The organism is Hominiventricola filiformis, assembly GCF_020686965.1.
GTDB lineage: Bacteria > Bacillota > Clostridia > Lachnospirales > Lachnospiraceae > Hominiventricola > Hominiventricola filiformis.
Genome location: NZ_JAJEPS010000004.1, coordinates 64,932 through 81,624, shown reverse-complemented (window position 1 = coordinate 81,624; position 16,693 = coordinate 64,932). Strand labels below are relative to the sequence as shown.

At 47.0% G+C, this 16,693-nt stretch carries 18 protein-coding genes; all 18 read left to right on the top strand.

The window, feature by feature from the left end; genetic code table 11:
- Positions 1–2: 2 nt before the first annotated feature.
- Positions 3–2,834: a baseplate J/gp47 family protein gene (locus tag LKD36_RS05845; RefSeq protein ID WP_308459049.1), complete on the top strand. Its 2,832-nt coding sequence runs from the start codon at positions 3–5 to the stop codon at positions 2,832–2,834.
- Positions 2,828–4,684 carry a putative baseplate assembly protein gene (locus LKD36_RS05840; protein ID WP_118769510.1) on the top strand — a complete coding sequence of 619 codons (1,857 nt, stop codon included), beginning with the start codon at positions 2,828–2,830 and terminating at the stop codon, positions 4,682–4,684. Before LKD36_RS05845 ends, LKD36_RS05840 begins: the two co-directional genes overlap by 7 nt.
- Before the next feature lie 33 nt (positions 4,685–4,717).
- Positions 4,718–5,812 carry a phage tail protein gene (locus LKD36_RS05835; RefSeq protein ID WP_118769511.1) on the top strand — a complete coding sequence of 365 codons (1,095 nt, stop codon included), beginning with the start codon at positions 4,718–4,720 and terminating at the stop codon, positions 5,810–5,812.
- A gap of 70 nt (positions 5,813–5,882) precedes the next feature.
- Positions 5,883–6,419 carry a DUF2284 domain-containing protein gene (locus tag LKD36_RS05830; protein WP_118769512.1) on the top strand — a complete coding sequence of 179 codons (537 nt, stop codon included), beginning with the start codon at positions 5,883–5,885 and terminating at the stop codon, positions 6,417–6,419.
- Positions 6,420–6,470: 51 nt separating this feature from the next.
- Positions 6,471–6,731 carry a YabP/YqfC family sporulation protein gene (locus LKD36_RS05825; protein WP_118769513.1) on the top strand — a complete coding sequence of 87 codons (261 nt, stop codon included), beginning with the start codon at positions 6,471–6,473 and terminating at the stop codon, positions 6,729–6,731.
- On the top strand, positions 6,725–7,987 hold the full coding sequence (yqfD, locus tag LKD36_RS05820; protein ID WP_308459048.1) for a sporulation protein YqfD: 1,263 nt from the start codon (positions 6,725–6,727) through the stop codon (positions 7,985–7,987). The genes LKD36_RS05825 and yqfD overlap by 7 nt, the downstream gene beginning before the upstream one ends.
- Complete coding sequence (locus LKD36_RS05815) at positions 7,971–8,999, top strand: PhoH family protein (protein WP_308459047.1); 1,029 nt, start codon at positions 7,971–7,973, stop codon at positions 8,997–8,999. Before yqfD ends, LKD36_RS05815 begins: the two co-directional genes overlap by 17 nt.
- Positions 8,953–9,450 carry an rRNA maturation RNase YbeY gene (gene ybeY / locus LKD36_RS05810; protein ID WP_308459046.1) on the top strand — a complete coding sequence of 166 codons (498 nt, stop codon included), beginning with the start codon at positions 8,953–8,955 and terminating at the stop codon, positions 9,448–9,450. Before LKD36_RS05815 ends, ybeY begins: the two co-directional genes overlap by 47 nt.
- 16 nt (positions 9,451–9,466) lie before the next feature.
- Entirely contained in the window at positions 9,467–11,131 is a 1,665-nt protein-coding gene (locus LKD36_RS05805; RefSeq protein ID WP_118769517.1) for a putative polysaccharide biosynthesis protein, read from the top strand.
- A gap of 58 nt (positions 11,132–11,189) precedes the next feature.
- Positions 11,190–11,606 (top strand): hypothetical protein, encoded by a 417-nt coding sequence (locus tag LKD36_RS05800; protein ID WP_308459045.1) that lies wholly within the window; start codon positions 11,190–11,192, stop codon positions 11,604–11,606.
- A gap of 94 nt (positions 11,607–11,700) precedes the next feature.
- Positions 11,701–12,546: a glutamate 5-kinase gene (gene proB / locus LKD36_RS05795; protein ID WP_118769648.1), complete on the top strand. Its 846-nt coding sequence runs from the start codon at positions 11,701–11,703 to the stop codon at positions 12,544–12,546.
- Positions 12,547–12,566: 20 nt separating this feature from the next.
- Positions 12,567–12,794, top strand: a complete 228-nt coding sequence (locus LKD36_RS05790; RefSeq protein WP_308459124.1) for a DUF896 domain-containing protein — start codon at positions 12,567–12,569, stop codon at positions 12,792–12,794.
- Positions 12,766–13,338, top strand: coding sequence for a 5-formyltetrahydrofolate cyclo-ligase (locus tag LKD36_RS05785; RefSeq protein WP_118769520.1), 573 nt, complete (start codon positions 12,766–12,768; stop codon positions 13,336–13,338). Before LKD36_RS05790 ends, LKD36_RS05785 begins: the two co-directional genes overlap by 29 nt.
- Positions 13,339–14,583, top strand: coding sequence for a glutamate-5-semialdehyde dehydrogenase (locus LKD36_RS05780; protein WP_308459044.1), 1,245 nt, complete (start codon positions 13,339–13,341; stop codon positions 14,581–14,583). It begins immediately after the preceding gene.
- A complete protein-coding gene (rsmD, locus tag LKD36_RS05775) occupies positions 14,580–15,134 on the top strand; it encodes a 16S rRNA (guanine(966)-N(2))-methyltransferase RsmD (protein WP_308459043.1) in 555 nt (184 codons plus the stop codon). Before LKD36_RS05780 ends, rsmD begins: the two co-directional genes overlap by 4 nt.
- Before the next feature lie 5 nt (positions 15,135–15,139).
- Positions 15,140–15,631, top strand: a complete 492-nt coding sequence (coaD, locus tag LKD36_RS05770; protein WP_118769523.1) for a pantetheine-phosphate adenylyltransferase — start codon at positions 15,140–15,142, stop codon at positions 15,629–15,631.
- 50 nt (positions 15,632–15,681) lie between these two features.
- Complete coding sequence (gene rlmH, locus LKD36_RS05765; RefSeq protein ID WP_308459042.1) at positions 15,682–16,161, top strand: 23S rRNA (pseudouridine(1915)-N(3))-methyltransferase RlmH; 480 nt, start codon at positions 15,682–15,684, stop codon at positions 16,159–16,161.
- Between the two features lie 64 nt (positions 16,162–16,225).
- Positions 16,226–16,690, top strand: coding sequence for an HD domain-containing protein (locus LKD36_RS05760; protein WP_308459041.1), 465 nt, complete (start codon positions 16,226–16,228; stop codon positions 16,688–16,690).
- Positions 16,691–16,693: the final 3 nt, after the last annotated feature.

The window sequence follows — 16,693 nt, the reverse complement described above, 5'->3', positions numbered from 1 at the left end:
GCATGAGTGACAATCAAACTTATGAAAAACTGCAGAAACTGATGCATTCTTATGTGCCGGAATTTGCATATGAGCATGGGGCATCTGACCCGGGCTGCGTGCTGACCGATCTGTGCGGGACCATGATGGAGGAGAGCAGGGAGCGCTATGGAAAAGTCATTCCCAGACACCGGATTCAGTATTTGAACTTGTTTGAACATTTGTTAAAAGAGCCGGTCAGTGCATCAAGAGCCTATGTGCAGTTCCGACCGGTCAGCGGATATGAAGGAAAAGTAGCGATTCCGGCAGGTACGCAGGTACTGTCTCCTTCTTCGGAAGCAGGAGATATCGTATTTCAGACAGAGCATGGAATGACTATTTCCGATACTGCCCCGGAGCTTATCGTAGTAACGGATCGGGAGCAGGATCGGATTATTAAGAGAAACTATTCAGAACAGAATCCAACCAGTTTTCGTGCTTTCGGAACGGAAGGGGTAAACTGTACGGTTCATCAGCTGTATCTGTGTTTTGAAAATCTCTTTGACTGGATGAGCGGCCTTGACCTTTTTCTTCAGGTTCAGGCGGGAGGAGAAGAAGATCAGGACAGGCTTCTGAAATTTCTGACGGGAGACCAGGTACGCTGGTCCATGTTGGAAACAGATGGAGAAGAGCGTACTTTCACTACAGTCGAAGAAACGGATGGAAGGATTCATCTGCTTTTGCCGGATTATCAGCCGCAGAAAGCAATGGTCGGCCAGAAAGAAGGGTATTACCTGGTACTCACCTGCCTTGAAGGGGTACAGGATCTTTATATTCGTTCTCTTTCCCTTACGTTTGCCGGGGAAAATAAAGTACCGGAAGAAGTATATCTGAATGGAAATGAGGAACCGGCAGGGAATTTTCTACCATTTGGAAAACCGTTGGGACTTTATAATGAGTGCTCTATAGATGACAGGGAAGTACTGAGCAGACGTGGGGCAAAAGTGAGCATGTCGTTTTTGCTCAATTATCGGATTCATGAAGAAAAGCTGGAACTTCCGGAGATGGAACTGGAATATAAGGCAATCATGAAAAAGCCGCGTGAGCAGCTGAATGTGCGTCCGGCTGAAGTGCTGGCAGACTATGTGTGCTGGGAATATTTAAGCGAGACCGGATGGAAACGGCTTTTGAAGGACGAACGGACCGGTACTATGTTTAATGGTTCCGTGGAAGGACCAATGACGATTGAATTCATCTGTCCGGAAGACATGGCAGAGTACGATCCGGAGCGGAGGAGCGGAAGAATCCGTCTTCGTCTTCTGCAGGCAGAAAATATTTACAGGATGCCGGCAATCTATAAATGCCCGGTGATGGCAGGGCTGAGTTTTTCCTATACCTATGAGCAGGAAATGCAGCTTCCTGTCTGGGCCATGACCCGGAACAATTTTGAAGAAAAAAATATTACGGAAGATCTAAGAAGCCAGGGTGTGGTTAATCTGTTCTATGAGACCGAGCATCGAAGAAGGACCATGTATCTGGGATTTTCCGGTTCGGTGGCAGGAACTCCCCTCAGTCTTTATTTCGATATTGAGAATTATGGTGATCGTCCGATTTCCTTTCAGGTGGAATATCTGTCATCCCGGGGATTTCAGCCGGTGAAGACAGCCGATTATACCGATGGATTTTCCGGTTCGGGCAATCTGCTTCTGATGATACCAGATGATATACAAAAAACAACAAAATTTGGATATGAAGGATATTTTCTCCGATTTATCAACTATAACCGGGAAAATCCGGAACATGCCCTTCCTGTGATTCATGGCATCTATCCGAATATGGCGCGGGTGGCGAATGTAAACACTGTGACAGAGGAGTTTTATCTGGAAGATGAGGAAGCAGCGGTGCATATTCAGCTGTCCCAGCAGAATCTTCTGAAAGCGGAAGTCTTTGTTCGTGAACAGACAGAAGAAGGAGAAGAATGGATTCCCTGGAGACAGAGTAGCCGCTCGGTGGAAAATGGAAGAAGCTGTCAGCTTGATATGGCATCAGGAGAACTTTTCTTCCGAAAACATCAGTTTTCCGGTTTTCGTCTTGCAGAGGAAGGACCGCATATTCGGGTGCTGCACAGCAACTATAGCGGCAGCGTGGCCAATGTTCCGGCGGGAGCAATCACCATACCGGGAACCGCCATCCGGTATCTGTCCGAGGTAACAAATCCATTTCCGGCCTATGGCGGTTACGATGGATATACGGAAGAGACAGCCATGCGTCTGGTATCCGGCATGCTTCGTACCAGAAACAGGGCAGTTACCAGAAAGGATTTCGCAGAGCTGATTGCGCAGGAATCTTATGGAATCCGGAAAGTAAAATGCGTCAATCAGATGAATCAGATCACAATTGCGGTCTTGGTGGAGGAATATGAAAAGGGCGCTCATGTATTTTCCGGAATCAAGAAAGCAATCCGGGACCGGCTTCTGCGGGACAGTGCACTGATGCCGTCCGGAAAGTCATTGACATTAATTCAGCCACATTTTATTCGGATGAATGTCAGGGTATGGCTTGAGAAGGATTCCATGGATCAGGCATACGACCTGCAGCAGCGCGCACTGGCGAAAATGACGGATTTTATTAATCCTTTAAAGGGTGGTGTGTCCGGACAGGGATGGGAGATCGGGGAACTTCCGAGGGCATCCCAGCTGACAGCGGTTCTGCGGACAGGACTTCCGGGCTGCAGCATCACCAGAATGGTGATCACGGCGCAGGTGAATGGCCAGGAGTATTCCGTAACAGATGAATTTTATGAGAACCTGAATGATCCGTTTGCCATGGCAGTAAACGGAGAACACATGGTATACATAGAGGTGAGCGGATGTTAAAGGTACCAAAGCTTGATGATTTGACATATGAGCAGATGATGCAGCGGGCTGTGAGCAGGATTCCCTCCATGACGGAGGAGTGGACAGATTTTAACCACCATGATCCTGGTATTACGGTGTTACAGATGTATGCCTGGCTCACAGACATGCTGGATTATTATATGAGTGCCACAGGAGATGTCCATGTGGAAAAATACCTGAAGCTTCTGGGAGTGGAGCCGAAGGAAGGATGCCCTGCAGGTGGTTATGTGGTTGTGGAAGGATTAGCGGAAGGAACAGTACTGCCGGTAGGTACCAGATTTCTGGCTGGAACGATTCCCTATGAAACGATCCGGGATTATGAAGTGCGAGAAAACCGGTTTATCGCATTTTTCAATGAGGCAGATGGAATGCTTACGGATATGACTGCTTTTGCAGGAAAAGACGGGGATTATGCAGAAGGATTTTCCGGGAAATTCAATAAGGAAGCAGCAGTCTGGTTCTGCTTTGAAAAACCGCTGCTTCAGGGGGATGGTCTTTATATCTGCGTGGAAGCGGATGAGCGGAGAAATCCTTTTGACGACTCCTTCCGGCTGTGCGACCTCATCTGGCAGATTTATACAGAGCAGGGCTGGGTGGAAGTAACCGTAAGGGATGAAACCTGCGGCTTTTTAAGAAGTGGATTTGTGCGTCCGGATATTCCGGCAAAGATGGAACAGTTCAGGGAACCGTTGTCAGGACGCTCTGGCTATATGCTCCGGGCAGTCTTAAAGGAGAACCATTATGACTGTTTTCCACGGATTGGTATGGTCTATGTGAACCCGCTGCAGGTAGTGCAGAAGGCGACCGTCTGCAAAGAGGGAGAGGTTCTGTCGGAACTGCGGATCGGTCAGACGGATGGCTGTGCGGGACAGACGTTGCTGTTTGACTATCCGGATGTATGGAATTTTTCCCTGCTGCTCATGGGAGAAGACGGGAACCCTGCCATCTGGAGACGGGTGAAATCGTTTGCAGGAACCGGGTATGCAGATCAGGTATTTGTCTACGAAGGAGATCGGCAGCAGATTCGTTTTGGTGACGGAATTCATGGAGTGGTACCGCCTCAGAAACAGTCGGTCTATGTGACCGGGCTTTCCTGTTCTCTCTACGGAGCGGGAAATGTGCAGGCGGGGGAACTGAAGGAATTTGCAGGGACACCGGATGGATCCTGCAGAGTTTCCAATCCCATGCCCCTGACTGGCGGAAGAGAGCGGGAACAGTTAAAAGATATGATTTCGCGAATGGAAGAAAGTGTATTTGCACAGAGAAGGATGGCTTCGGAGGAAGATTATGAGACCATCATCGGGTCAACGCCGGGACTTTTGATTGAGCGGGTACACGTAATTCCGGGTACTGTCTATGGAAAACTGCATCGTCAGAACCGAGGATACAATGAAGTGGTTGCGGTGGTGAAACCATGGACGGATGAGAAAAGACCGGATTTAAGTGAAACCTATCAGAGGGCAATCCGGCAGTATATTGAGCCATACCGTCTGCTGAATACAAAGGTAAGCATTGTTCAGCCAGAATATGTGGGAATCGAAATCTATGGCAGAGTTGCATTGCAGTCTCTGTCTGAAAAAGAGAAAAATGATGTCTGCGCCTGGCTGAAAAAGCAGATTGCAGAAGCAGGAGGAGAGAAGAAGTTTGGGGCTGTTATTTCCAGTGGAAAACTGTTTGCGGGTTTGGAGATGCTTCCCGGTGTCGTCCGGGTGCAGGAACTGAATCTGGAACGTGTGGGCAGCGCAGCCGAAAAAGATGACAGAGGAGATATTTATTTGCAGGAAGACGCTCTTGCTTATCTGGAAAAAATAGAACTGGAATTTGTCTGAGATGACAAATAGAAAGAAGGAGGATTGCCGGTTATGATGGAAAACAGAAAACAGGTGAATTTTTACCGGCTTGCATTAGCAGAAGGAAAACGGTTCCGCATGGAATTAAGTGATGATTACCGTCTGACCGGAACAGGCGGCGGGGTATTTACATGGCTTGCACCGGTCTATGATTCCATGGATCAAAACGAAACCTGGCATCGGCTTGTTTTAAGCGGAATCTTCCGGGAATGCAAGTATGAGATCATGGCGGCAGCTTCCAATGAAGATCTAAGGGAATTTCTGTATGCGGAAGAGCGGACAGCAGATCAGATAGAAGAGATGCTGCGAGAGCAGACCTTTATCAGAAAAGTAAACACGGACGATCTGCTTCTTCACAGCCTGACAGGACAGTACCTTTATATCCTGATCCGGGTATCCGGCGCACGTGTGGACAGTCATTTTCAGATTGACGGTCTTCATGTGGAATTCCCATGGGGCAGTTTTGTGGAATATCTGCCGGAAATTTATCAGATGTCCGGAAGGGATACATTTTTTGAGCGGTATATGACCGTGCTCCAGAGTATGTACGAAGATCAGGAACGGGAAGTAGATTATGTGCCGGATTATCTGGACTATGAGAGTACTCCAGAGGAACATTTGCCGGAACTGGCATCCTGGACAGGTGACTGGAGCAGGGAACAGCAGTATTCCTCCGGACAGATCCGCTGGCTTTTAAAGCATTTGCAGGAAATTCAGTGCGGCAGAGGCACCGGCCATGTGCTTGAGGAAATGATTGCTCTGTCAGTGGGAAGAAAAGCACGGATTCTGGAGTATTTTAAATGGCATGACTGGATGAAAAAAGGCACCGGACTGATGGAGGCTTATGAGAAACTCTACGGACGTGAGGAAGACACCTTTACGGTTATTCTGGACACATCCGATATGAAACATCCGCCCGCAAAAGAAAAGCTGCTGCAGCTGATGGAGGACTATATTCCCCTCGGGATGAACTGTAATCTGGTTCTTCTGGACTGGAGCAGTCATATGGATACCCACTGCTATCTTGACAAAAACAGCAGACTGTCCATACCGGAGCAGGCAGATACCAGCGGATTTGTGCTGGGCGGAAATTATGTACTGGGATAAAAGCGTTGTCTGTTTTTCTCTGTATGTATTATAATGAAAAAAAGATTACGATATACAGAGGAAGATAAAAATGATAGATCAGCAAAAACTGGAGACCCAGATCGCAGAATACCCAGTCTGTGAATATGCATTTATAAAACCGGAAGAGATCACATTTCTCGAACAGGTGCGCCATATCTGTGAGAGCGAATGTCCGCGGTATGGGACCTCCTGGTCCTGCCCGCCTGCAGTGGGTACTGTGGCAGAATGTAAGGAACGATGCCGCCAGTATACCGGAGGCTTTATTTTTACAACGGTGGCGGAAGTATCCGATATCGAAAATATGAAAGAAATGCTGGATACCAGAAAGGATCATGAGGAGATCACAAGACAGATCCGGGTGCTGGTGGAACAGCAATGTTCGAAAACGTTGACCCTCTCGACGGAGTCCTGCGCTATCTGTGAGCACTGCGCTTACCCGGATGCCCCATGCAGACATCCGGATAAAATGTTTCCGTGCATTGAAAGCTATGGCATTCTGGTGACAGATCTGGCAGAAAAATATCAGATTACCTTTATGAACGGGGGCAATGTGGTCACCTGGTTCAGTCTGATTTTGTACGAATAAGTATTTTTATTTCTGCATATATATAATCAAACAGCCGGAAGCGGTGACTTCATGGGATTAAGGAAAAAGATTACGGATCAGTTTGGGGTTCCGAAGGATTTGACCATGGGCGCGGCGGTACTGACTGTAACTGGCAGAAGTGAAGCTTATGTGGAGAATTACAGGGGCATTATTGAGTATACGGATCAGAAGATCCGGCTGCAGACAAAGACCTGTCAGATGACCTTCTGTGGTGAACAGCTTCACATTGATTATTATACGGAAGATGAGATGAAGATATCGGGGCAGATAGGGGAAATTCGATATTGCTGACGGCATTTGTGAAATTTCTGAAAGGATATGTGAAGATCCGGCTGACCGGTTATTCGCCGGAACGTTTTCTGAATCTCTGCGGAAGGTACCATATGATCATATGGGAGCTTCAGAACAAAGGAACTGAATATGAAATGTGTATCAGTATCAGCAGCTTTAAAAAGCTGCGTCCATTGCTGAGAAAGACAGGAACAAAGGCCGTGATTCTGGAAAGACACGGCCTTCCTTTTATCCTGTACAGATATCGGAAGCGGAAAATGTTTGCAGCAGGAGCAGCAGGGGCGGCAGTCCTGCTCTATGGAATGTCGCTGTTTATTTGGAACATCCATATAGAAGGAACCAGTTCTTTAAGTGATCCGATGATTCTTGAATTTCTGGAAGAACAGCAGGTAGTGCATGGCATGAGGAAGACAGCAGTGCATGGAGGTTGGATTGAGGAAGCGCTTAGAAAGCAGTTCCCGGAGATTACATGGACGTCGGTGGAAGTGAAAGGCACCCGGCTGATTATTCATATTAAAGAAAATGAAGATGCAGATTATGGAGCAATTCCGGAACCTGATCAGCCGGCAGAGCTGGTGGCTAAAACAGATGGTACTGTTGTCAGTATGATCGTGCGAAGCGGGACGCAGGAAGCACAGATCGGGCAGCTGGTAAAACAGGGAGACCTTCTAGTGTCATCGAAGATCGAAGTACTGGATGATGCCGGAGAACCGGCGCACACTTATTATGTTCATGCGGATGCAGATGTGATTATCAGAAGCAGCGGACACTATGAATCTTCCTTTCCTTTGCAATACCGGAAAAAAGAGTATACCGGAAGGAAGAAAACATGTTATTATGTGATTCTTGGAAATAAACGGATTACATTTGGGCACACAGGAGATATTTACGAAGAGCAGGATGTGCTGACAAAGGAAATGCCGCTGAAGCTTACGGAAAATTTTTATCTGCCGGTTTCTTTTGGAAAAAGCATGATAAAAGAATACATTTCCGAAGAAGTGATTTATACGGAGAGAGAGGCACAGGAGAAGGCACAACAGGAGCTTTCTCTGTTTTTTGAAAAATTAAGCAGAAAGGGTCTTCAAATTATTGAGAATAATGTTAAAATAGAATCAAATGGGGTTTTATGCAGGGCGTCCGGAACTTATGTGACGGAAGAAAATGCCGTGCAGGAACAGACTCCCCGGACAGAACTGCCCACTCAGGATGATCCGGAAGAAGAAAGGGAACGAACTAGCAGTGACATTACAGGATAATCTTTTTGACATTCCGTCCGAGCATGCACAGAATGTATACGGACAGTTTGATGCATATGTAAAGAAAATAGAACGCACCATCGGCGTGACGGTGGTATCAAGAGATGGCGGCGTAAAGCTGATTGGAAACGAGGCGCAGGTAAGTCAGGCTGCGAAGGTGCTGAATGAACTTCTGGAGCTCTCAAAACGGGGAAATCAGATCACAGAGCAGAATGTGGATTACGCATTATCTCTGGCGATGGAGGAAAAATCAGGTGCGCTTCTGGATATCGATGGTGATATGATCTGTCATACCATCAGCGGAAAGTCCATTAAGCCGAAGACGCTGGGACAGAAAAATTATGTGGATGCCATCCGAAAAGATATGATTACTTTTGGTATCGGACCTGCAGGAACCGGTAAGACGTATCTTGCTATGGCCATGGCAATCACCGCATTCAAAGCAAATGAAGTGGAGCGGATCATTCTGACCCGTCCGGCTATAGAGGCAGGGGAGAAACTTGGATTCCTGCCGGGAGATCTGCAGAGCAAGGTAGATCCGTATCTGAGGCCTCTGTATGATGCACTTTATCAGATTATGGGTGCGGAGAGTTTTCAGAAAAATATGGAAAAGGGACTCATCGAGGTAGCGCCGCTGGCATACATGAGAGGACGTACCCTTGACAATGCATTTATCATTCTTGATGAGGCACAGAACACGACCCAGGCACAGATGAAGATGTTCCTTACCCGTGTTGGATTTGGATCCAAAGTGGTCATCACTGGTGATGAGACGCAGAAAGACCTGGCACCGGACGTAAAATCCGGTTTGGAAGTGGCTGAAAAGGTGCTTGGTAAAGTGGAAGGTATCAGTTTCTGCAGATTGACCAGTCGTGATGTTGTCAGACATCCGCTGGTACAGAAGATTGTAACTGCCTATGAAGAATATGAGAAAAAGGCAGTTCGGAAAAAAGAGAGGAATCAAAATGACGTTAAATCTGGAAGACGAGTACGGACTGGAGTTAGGAATTGACTATGAGGGAACGGCGAGTCTGGTGATCAGCCAGGTACTGGAAGAAGAAGGATGCCCCTATGAAGCGGAAGTGAACCTTCTTCTTACGTCCAATGAAGAGATTCATAGAATGAACCGCGAATACCGGGATGTGGACCGACCGACGGATGTGCTTTCTTTTCCACAGGTAGAGTATGAGAGTCCGGTGGATTTTTCCTGGGCGGAAGCGCATGAGAGAGACTGCTTTGATCCGGATACAGGAGAACTGCTGCTTGGAGATATCGTTATCTCCCTTGATAAGGTCAAAGAGCAGGCGGAAAAATATGGACATGGCGTCAGGAGAGAATATGCATTTCTGATTGCTCACAGTATGCTTCATCTGCTGGGATATGACCATATGACGGAGGATGAGGCAAAGGATATGGAAACTCGCCAGTCAGCCGTGCTTGAGCATCTGAATATTACGAGGTAAAGGATAAAGGCAATACATGAGTACCGGAAATCATAAGAAAAAATCCAATTATATTGTGCAGGGAGGAATTCTGGCCGCAGCCTCCATTCTGGTAAGAATTATCGGAATGGTGTACCGGATTCCAGTCACAAGAATTCTTGGTCCGGTGGGAAACAGTTATTATTCAGCAGCCTATGAGGTATACTCCATGGTGCTGCTGATTTCTTCGTTCAGTCTCCCACTGGCAGTATCAAAACTGGTGTCTGCCCGTATGGCGGCAGGACAGCCAAAAGCGGCATATAAGATTTTTAAATGTACCCTGACATTTGCACTGGTGTCCGGAGGAATCGGAGCACTGCTTATTTTCTTCGGGGCGGGATTTTTCAGCGATGTGCTGGTGAATACGCCGGAGAGTAAACTGGCGCTGCAGGTGCTGGCACCGACGATTCTGGTGGTGGCAGTTATGGGCTGTATGAGAGGCTACTTCCAGGGACTTGGAACCATGGTACCTACAGCAGTCTCGCAGATCGTAGAGCAAATTATCAATGCGGCAGTCAGCATCGGTGCCGCCTATGTATTGTTTCATTACGGCCTGAAGATTGATGCAGTGCTTGGAACAAAAACGGCAGCATACGCATACGGAGCAGCCGGAAGTACCCTCGGTACCGGGCTTGGCGCATTGAGCGGCCTTTTGTTTCTGGCATTTCTGGTGGCAGCCTACCGTCATGTAATGAGGCGGAAGATGGCAGTTTCCAGAGAAGAGCGGCGGGAAGAGTCCACAGCAGAGATCTATTATATGCTGATTCTGACCATTATGCCGGTTATTTTAAGTACGGCTGTCTACAATCTGAGCGGAATTATCGATCAGGGTATTTTCAAACATCTGATGGCGTTGAAGAATTATGATAGTATGGGAATTGATGAACTGTGGGGTATCTACAGCGGTGAGTATAAGCTTCTGACCAATGTGCCTATTGCAGTGGCTTCTGCAATGGCATCTTCCACGATCCCGGTTCTGACCAGAGCAAGAATCGCGAAAGACAGAAAAGAGATGAGACGCAAGACAGAGAATGCCATCCGTTTTGTTATGGTGATCTGTATTCCGTGTGCAGTAGGCCTTTCTGTGCTGGCAACGCCAATTTTGACGCTTCTTTTCGGAGCAAAAGATCATCTGCAGCTGTCTGCACTTCTGCTTCAGACAGGCAGTCTCTCTGTTGTGCTGTATGGCATGTCTACGCTGACCAACGGTATTTTACAGGGAATGGACAAGATGCGTCTGCCGGTCATCCATGCGGCAATCTCACTGGCACTTCACGTAGTTCTGTTGGTAGTGCTTCTGATGGTAACGAATCTGAACATCCATACTGTGGTATGGGCAAATATTTTCTTTGCATTCCTGATGTGTATTCTGAATTCCAGGTCAATTGCAAAATATATGCGATACCGGCAGGAATTTAAACGGACGTTTATTGTTCCAATACTTGCATCCGGTCTTATGGGACTGGCTGCTTTCGGTGTATATGAGGGACTTTATCTCATGATGAAGAGTAATGCTGTCGCAACACTGGCTGCCTGCATCTGCGCGGTGATTGTGTATGCAGTGGCACTTCTGCTGCTGAAAGGTCTTCGGGAGGAGGAAATTCTTGGTTTCCCAAAGGGAAGAACACTTCTTTCTATTGTGAAGAAACTGCATTTGATGTAAATGAATGCATAAACCTCTTTTTTCCAGTTCATACTAGATGGAAAAAGGAGGTTTTTTTATGTCCAGAAGAACAATGCTCGTGACGCTGGCGGCAGTTGTGGCCATTCTGCTGGCAGTGATGCTCGTGTTTTTGGCGAACTCAGATTCCGGCATTTCTCCGGAAGACAGGAAGGGAACAGAGTTTGTAGAACAGACAGAAGGCGGGGCCGGAGAAGAACAGTTTCCGGCCGCTGATCCGGTGCCTGAAGAGGGAGCGGAAGGAACAGTTTCCAGGGAAAATGAAAACTATGAATTTGTGCTGCGAAACTATCATAATTATGTGACAGTCTATACGCTTCCGGAGGATACCCTTTATGAATACACGGATGTGATTCTTGATGTGCTCCCGGAGGAAACAAAAGAGGAAATCCGGCAGGGAAAGTACCTGCGGAATGAGGAAGAATTGTACAATTTTCTTGAAAATTATACAAGTTAGGATTGCCATCAGAGGGAAGATGTTGTAAATTAATGATAAGCATGCGCAGGCATGAGAATTACTTACATTAAAGAGAGAACAGACCATGGACAGTATGACATTAAGAGAACAGTTAAAAGATAAGAAACGAATTGTTGTGAAAGTAGGAAGTTCATCCCTGACTCATCCGGAGACCGGGCATGTGGATCTTATCAAGCTGGAAAAGCTGGTCCGCGAGCTGACGGATCTTCATAATCGGGGAAAAGAAGTGATTCTGGTAAGTTCCGGAGCGATTGCAGTTGGCCGCAAAACCATCGGCATGAAAGAACGACCCACAAAGCTTGCTACCAAGCAGGCATGTGCATCCATTGGACAGGCGCGGTTGATGATGATCTATCAGAAACTTTTCATGGAATATAATCAGATTGCATCTCAGGTTCTGATGACGAAGAACACGCTGATCAACGGAGAAAACCGGATCAACGCCCGCAATACATTTGAGACGCTGCTGAGTATGGGTGCAATTCCGATTGTCAATGAGAATGACACTATTTCCACCTATGAGATTCAGTTTGGTGATAATGACACGCTTTCCGCGATTGTCACAGCGCTGGTACAGGCGGATCTTCTGATCCTTCTGTCCGATATCGACGGACTGTTTACGGATGACCCCAACAAGAATCCGGATGCGGAGTTTATCGATTATGTAGAGCATGTGGATCATCATTTTGAGCAGATGGGAAAAGGTTCTGCCAGCGACGTGGGCACTGGCGGCATGTCCACAAAACTGAAGGCGGCAAAGCTTGCTACTTCTGCGGGTGCGGATATGGTCATTGCCAACGGGGCAGATATGGGAGTGATTCATCAGATTGTAGATGGTGAACAGATTGGTACCCTGTTCAAAGAAAATCGGACGGAAGATTTTTATCTTATCGACTATCTGGATGAGCCGTCGGTATAAGGAGGAACGAAAAACATATGATAGATGACAGCAAGATTCAGAGAATCAATGAACTGGCAAGAAAATCAAAAGCAGAAGGTCTTACAGAGACAGAGAAGAAAGAACAGCAGCTGCTCCGGCAGGAATTTCTTGCTGCGGTCAGAAAGAACCTGAAGAGCCAGCTGAATAATATTGATATTCTGGAACATGATGGCCGTATTGTAAATCTGGGTGAAAAATATGACAACGGATCAAAAAAAGGAAATTAGACAGGAAGTAAAACGCCGCCGTGCAGAGGCTTTGCCGGAAACGCTTCATGAAAACAGTCTGAAGATTAAGAAGACTTTCGTGGAACTGGAAGTCTATAAAAATACAGCACTCCTGCTGGCTTATGTGGATGCCAAACGGGAAGTGGAGACCCGTCTTCTGATGGAGCAGGCATGGAAAGATGCAAAGAAAGTGGCAGCTCCCCGCGTGGATGGAGACGGAATCATGCATTACTACTATATAGAAGGAATGGATGATCTGGAGTCGGGAAGCTTTGGTATTATGGAACCGAAGAAGAGCTGTCCTCTCTGCAAAGAGGAAGAAGGCCTCATGCTGATGCCAGGTGTGGCATTTGACGAACACTGCCATCGGGTTGGCTATGGCGGTGGTTACTATGACCGCTATCTGGAAAAGCATCCGGGACTGGTACATATTGCACTGGCATTTGAATTTCAGGTATTCCCAGAGGTGCCTTTTGAAGCACATGATATTCTGCCGCAGATGATTGTGACAGAAACACGGATGATAAGACCGGAGGGAAAATAGATGAAGACCCTGGAAGAGATTGGAAAAAGTGCAAAAGCCGCAGAACCGGTACTCCGGATTATGGGTACCAACCAGAAAAATGAAGCATTGCTTCATGTGGCAGAAAAACTATTGGAAGAGAAAGCTTTTGTTCTGGCAGAAAATGTAAAAGACGTGGAGAAAGCCACTGCAAATGGGATGGCCCAGGGGATGATTGACCGCCTGATGCTGGATGACAACCGGATCGAAGGTATGGCAGAAGGAATTCGTCAGGTGGCAGCGCTGCCGGACCCGGTAGGGGAAGTTACTTCCATGAAACAGCGTCCCAACGGCCTGATGATTGGCTGGAAGAAAGTACCATTGGGCGTCATCGGTATGATCTATGAATCCAGACCAAACGTAACGGCAGATGCCTTTGCTCTCTGCTTTAAGGCAGGAAATGTGGTGATTCTCCGCGGCGGAAGTGACGCATTTTTCTCTAACAGTGCGATCACGAAGGTGATCCGCGCAGCGCTGACGGATGTGAAAATCCCGGAAGATGCGGTACAGCTGATTGAAGATACCCGTCGTGAGACCGTACAGGAGTTCATGAAAATGAACCAGTATGTGGATGTGCTGATTCCCCGCGGCGGTGCAGGACTCATCCGTAACGTAGTGGAGAACAGCCGTATTCCGGTCATCGAGACCGGCACTGGCAACTGTCATATTTTCGTGGATGAGAGCGCGGATTTTGATATGGCCATTGATATTATTTTCAATGCCAAAACCCAGAGAATCGGCGTATGCAATGCCTGTGAATCTCTGGTGCTCCATGAGAAGATTGTGGATGCATTTTTGCCGCAACTGAAAAAACGGCTGGATGAAAAGCAGGTGGAGATGCGCGGAGATGAAAAAGCATGCAGCGCAGCAGAAGGTCTGGTTCCGGCGACAGAGGAAGACTGGGGACGGGAATATCTGGACTACATTCTTTCAGTAAAGACTGTAAAAAATATTGATGAGGCAATTGCCCATATTAACCGCTATAATACGGGTCATTCCGAGGCAATTGTGACGAAGGATTACGCCAATGCGCAGAAATTCCTAAATGAGATTGACGCAGCGGCAGTTTATGTGAATGCTTCCACCCGTTTTACGGATGGATTTGAGTTTGGATTCGGTGCAGAGATCGGTATCAGTACCCAGAAACTGCATGCCAGAGGCCCAATGGGACTGGATGCACTGACATCCGGAAAATATATTATATATGGAAATGGACAGATTCGATGAGAGTAATAGCAGGTACAGCGCGCAGTATGCCGTTAAAAACCATAAAGGGGATGGATACCAGACCGACTACAGATAAGACCAAGGAGACATTATTCAATGTACTGCAGACGGATATTCCGGACTGCCGCTTCCTGGATCTGTTCAGCGGAAGCGGAGCCATTGCGATTGAAGCCTTGAGCAGAGGTGCAGCTCATGCGGTACTGGTAGAGCAGAATGCCAAAGCAGCAGAGTGTATCAAAGAAAATCTGATTTTTACAAAGACCATGGAGCGGGCGGAAATCCAGAAATGTGATGTGCTGACGGCTCTTCACCGGATGGAAGGACAGAAGCCCTTCGATGTGATCTTCATGGATCCGCCTTATGATCAGGGGTTGGAAGAGCAGGTGCTGGAATATCTTGTTCACAGCACGCTGGCAGATGAATATACGGTAATCGTGGTCGAGGCATCTCTGGATACGGATTTTTCCTATCTGGAAGGTCTTGGATATCACATATATAAAGAAAAAAAATATAAGACAAATCAGCATGTGTTCATGCAGAAAAAGGATTAAACAATATGATACGAGCGATTTATCCGGGAAGTTTTGACCCGGTTACTTTAGGACATCTTGATATTATCAGAAGAGCATCAAAAACGGTCAATGAATTGATCGTGGGCGTGTTGAATAACGGAGGAAAAACACCGCTGTTCAGCATTGATGAGCGAGTGGAAATGCTTAGAGAAGTGACGGCAGATATTCCGAATGTGAAGATCATGTCCTTCTCCGGTTTGCTGGTGGATTTTGCAAGACATACGGATTCTACATTGGTAGTCCGCGGTCTGCGTGCAATTTCAGATTTTGATTATGAGCTTCAGATGGCACAGACAAATCGGAAGATGAATCCTCATGTAGATACTATGTTTCTGGCAACCAGTCTGGAATATGCATATTTAAGTTCCACAACGGTGAAGGAAGTAGCTTATTTCGACGGCGATATCCATGAATTTGTTCCGGAACCGGTAGTGGAAAAAGTACGTGAGAAAATGAAAGCTGCAAAGAACAAATAAAAAGACTACCGGCGCAATCCGCCGGTATTTCTGTTATAGAGGAGGGAAGCATGAAAATCACCATTGTCTGCGTGGGAAAGATCAAAGAAAAGTATTTCACAGGTGCGATTGAAGAATATGCGAAGCGGCTTGGCAGGTACTGCAGTCTGACTGTCACGGAAGTGGCGGATGAGAAGACGCCGGACGGAGCCGGTGAAGCGCTGGAACTTCAGATCAAGGAAAAGGAAGGGGAACGCATTCTCCAGAAGCTTCCGGATAATGCATATGTGGTGGCGCTGGCTATTGATGGTAAAATGTTGGATTCTGAAGAACTGGCGTCGCGGATGGAACAGTGGAATGTAAATGGAATCAGTCATGTGGCATTTGTGATCGGCGGGTCTCTCGGACTGGCCCCGATGGTTCTGAAACGGGCAGACTATAAGCTCAGCTTTTCAAAAATGACATTTCCCCATCAGTTGATGCGTGTGATTCTGCTGGAACAGATTTATCGGAGTTTCCGCATCCGAAATCACGAACCTTATCATAAATAGAGAGATTTCATTGCCTAAACAGAAATGGAATGCTACAATAGGAGAAATGAGGAGGTCTGGTAAAATGAGACTGATTCGGCTGACAAAACAGGATAAGGCAAGAATTCAGCAGATATTGAAAAGGTATCTTGACCGGGAGGAAGTGCAGTCCATGCACCGCTTTGTGCAGCATGGCAGAACATCGACATATGCACACTCGGTAAATGTAGTAAAGCTCAGTTACTGGCTGAATAAACAATTTCATCTGAATGCAGATGAACGCGCGCTTCTGACCGGAGCTCTGCTACATGATTTTTATCTTTATGACTGGCATGAGAAAAGCGACTGGCATAAATGGCACGGTTTTTCACATCCGTTCCGGGCAGCAGGAAATGCGCACCGGATTTTTCACATCGGAAAAAGAGAGCGGCAGATTATCGAGAGCCATATGTGGCCGCTGACATTAAGGCATGTGCCGGAAACAAGAGAAGCGGCGATTGTCTGCATTGCGGATAAATGCTGCTCTTTCTATGAGACCGTCAGAAGATAAGGA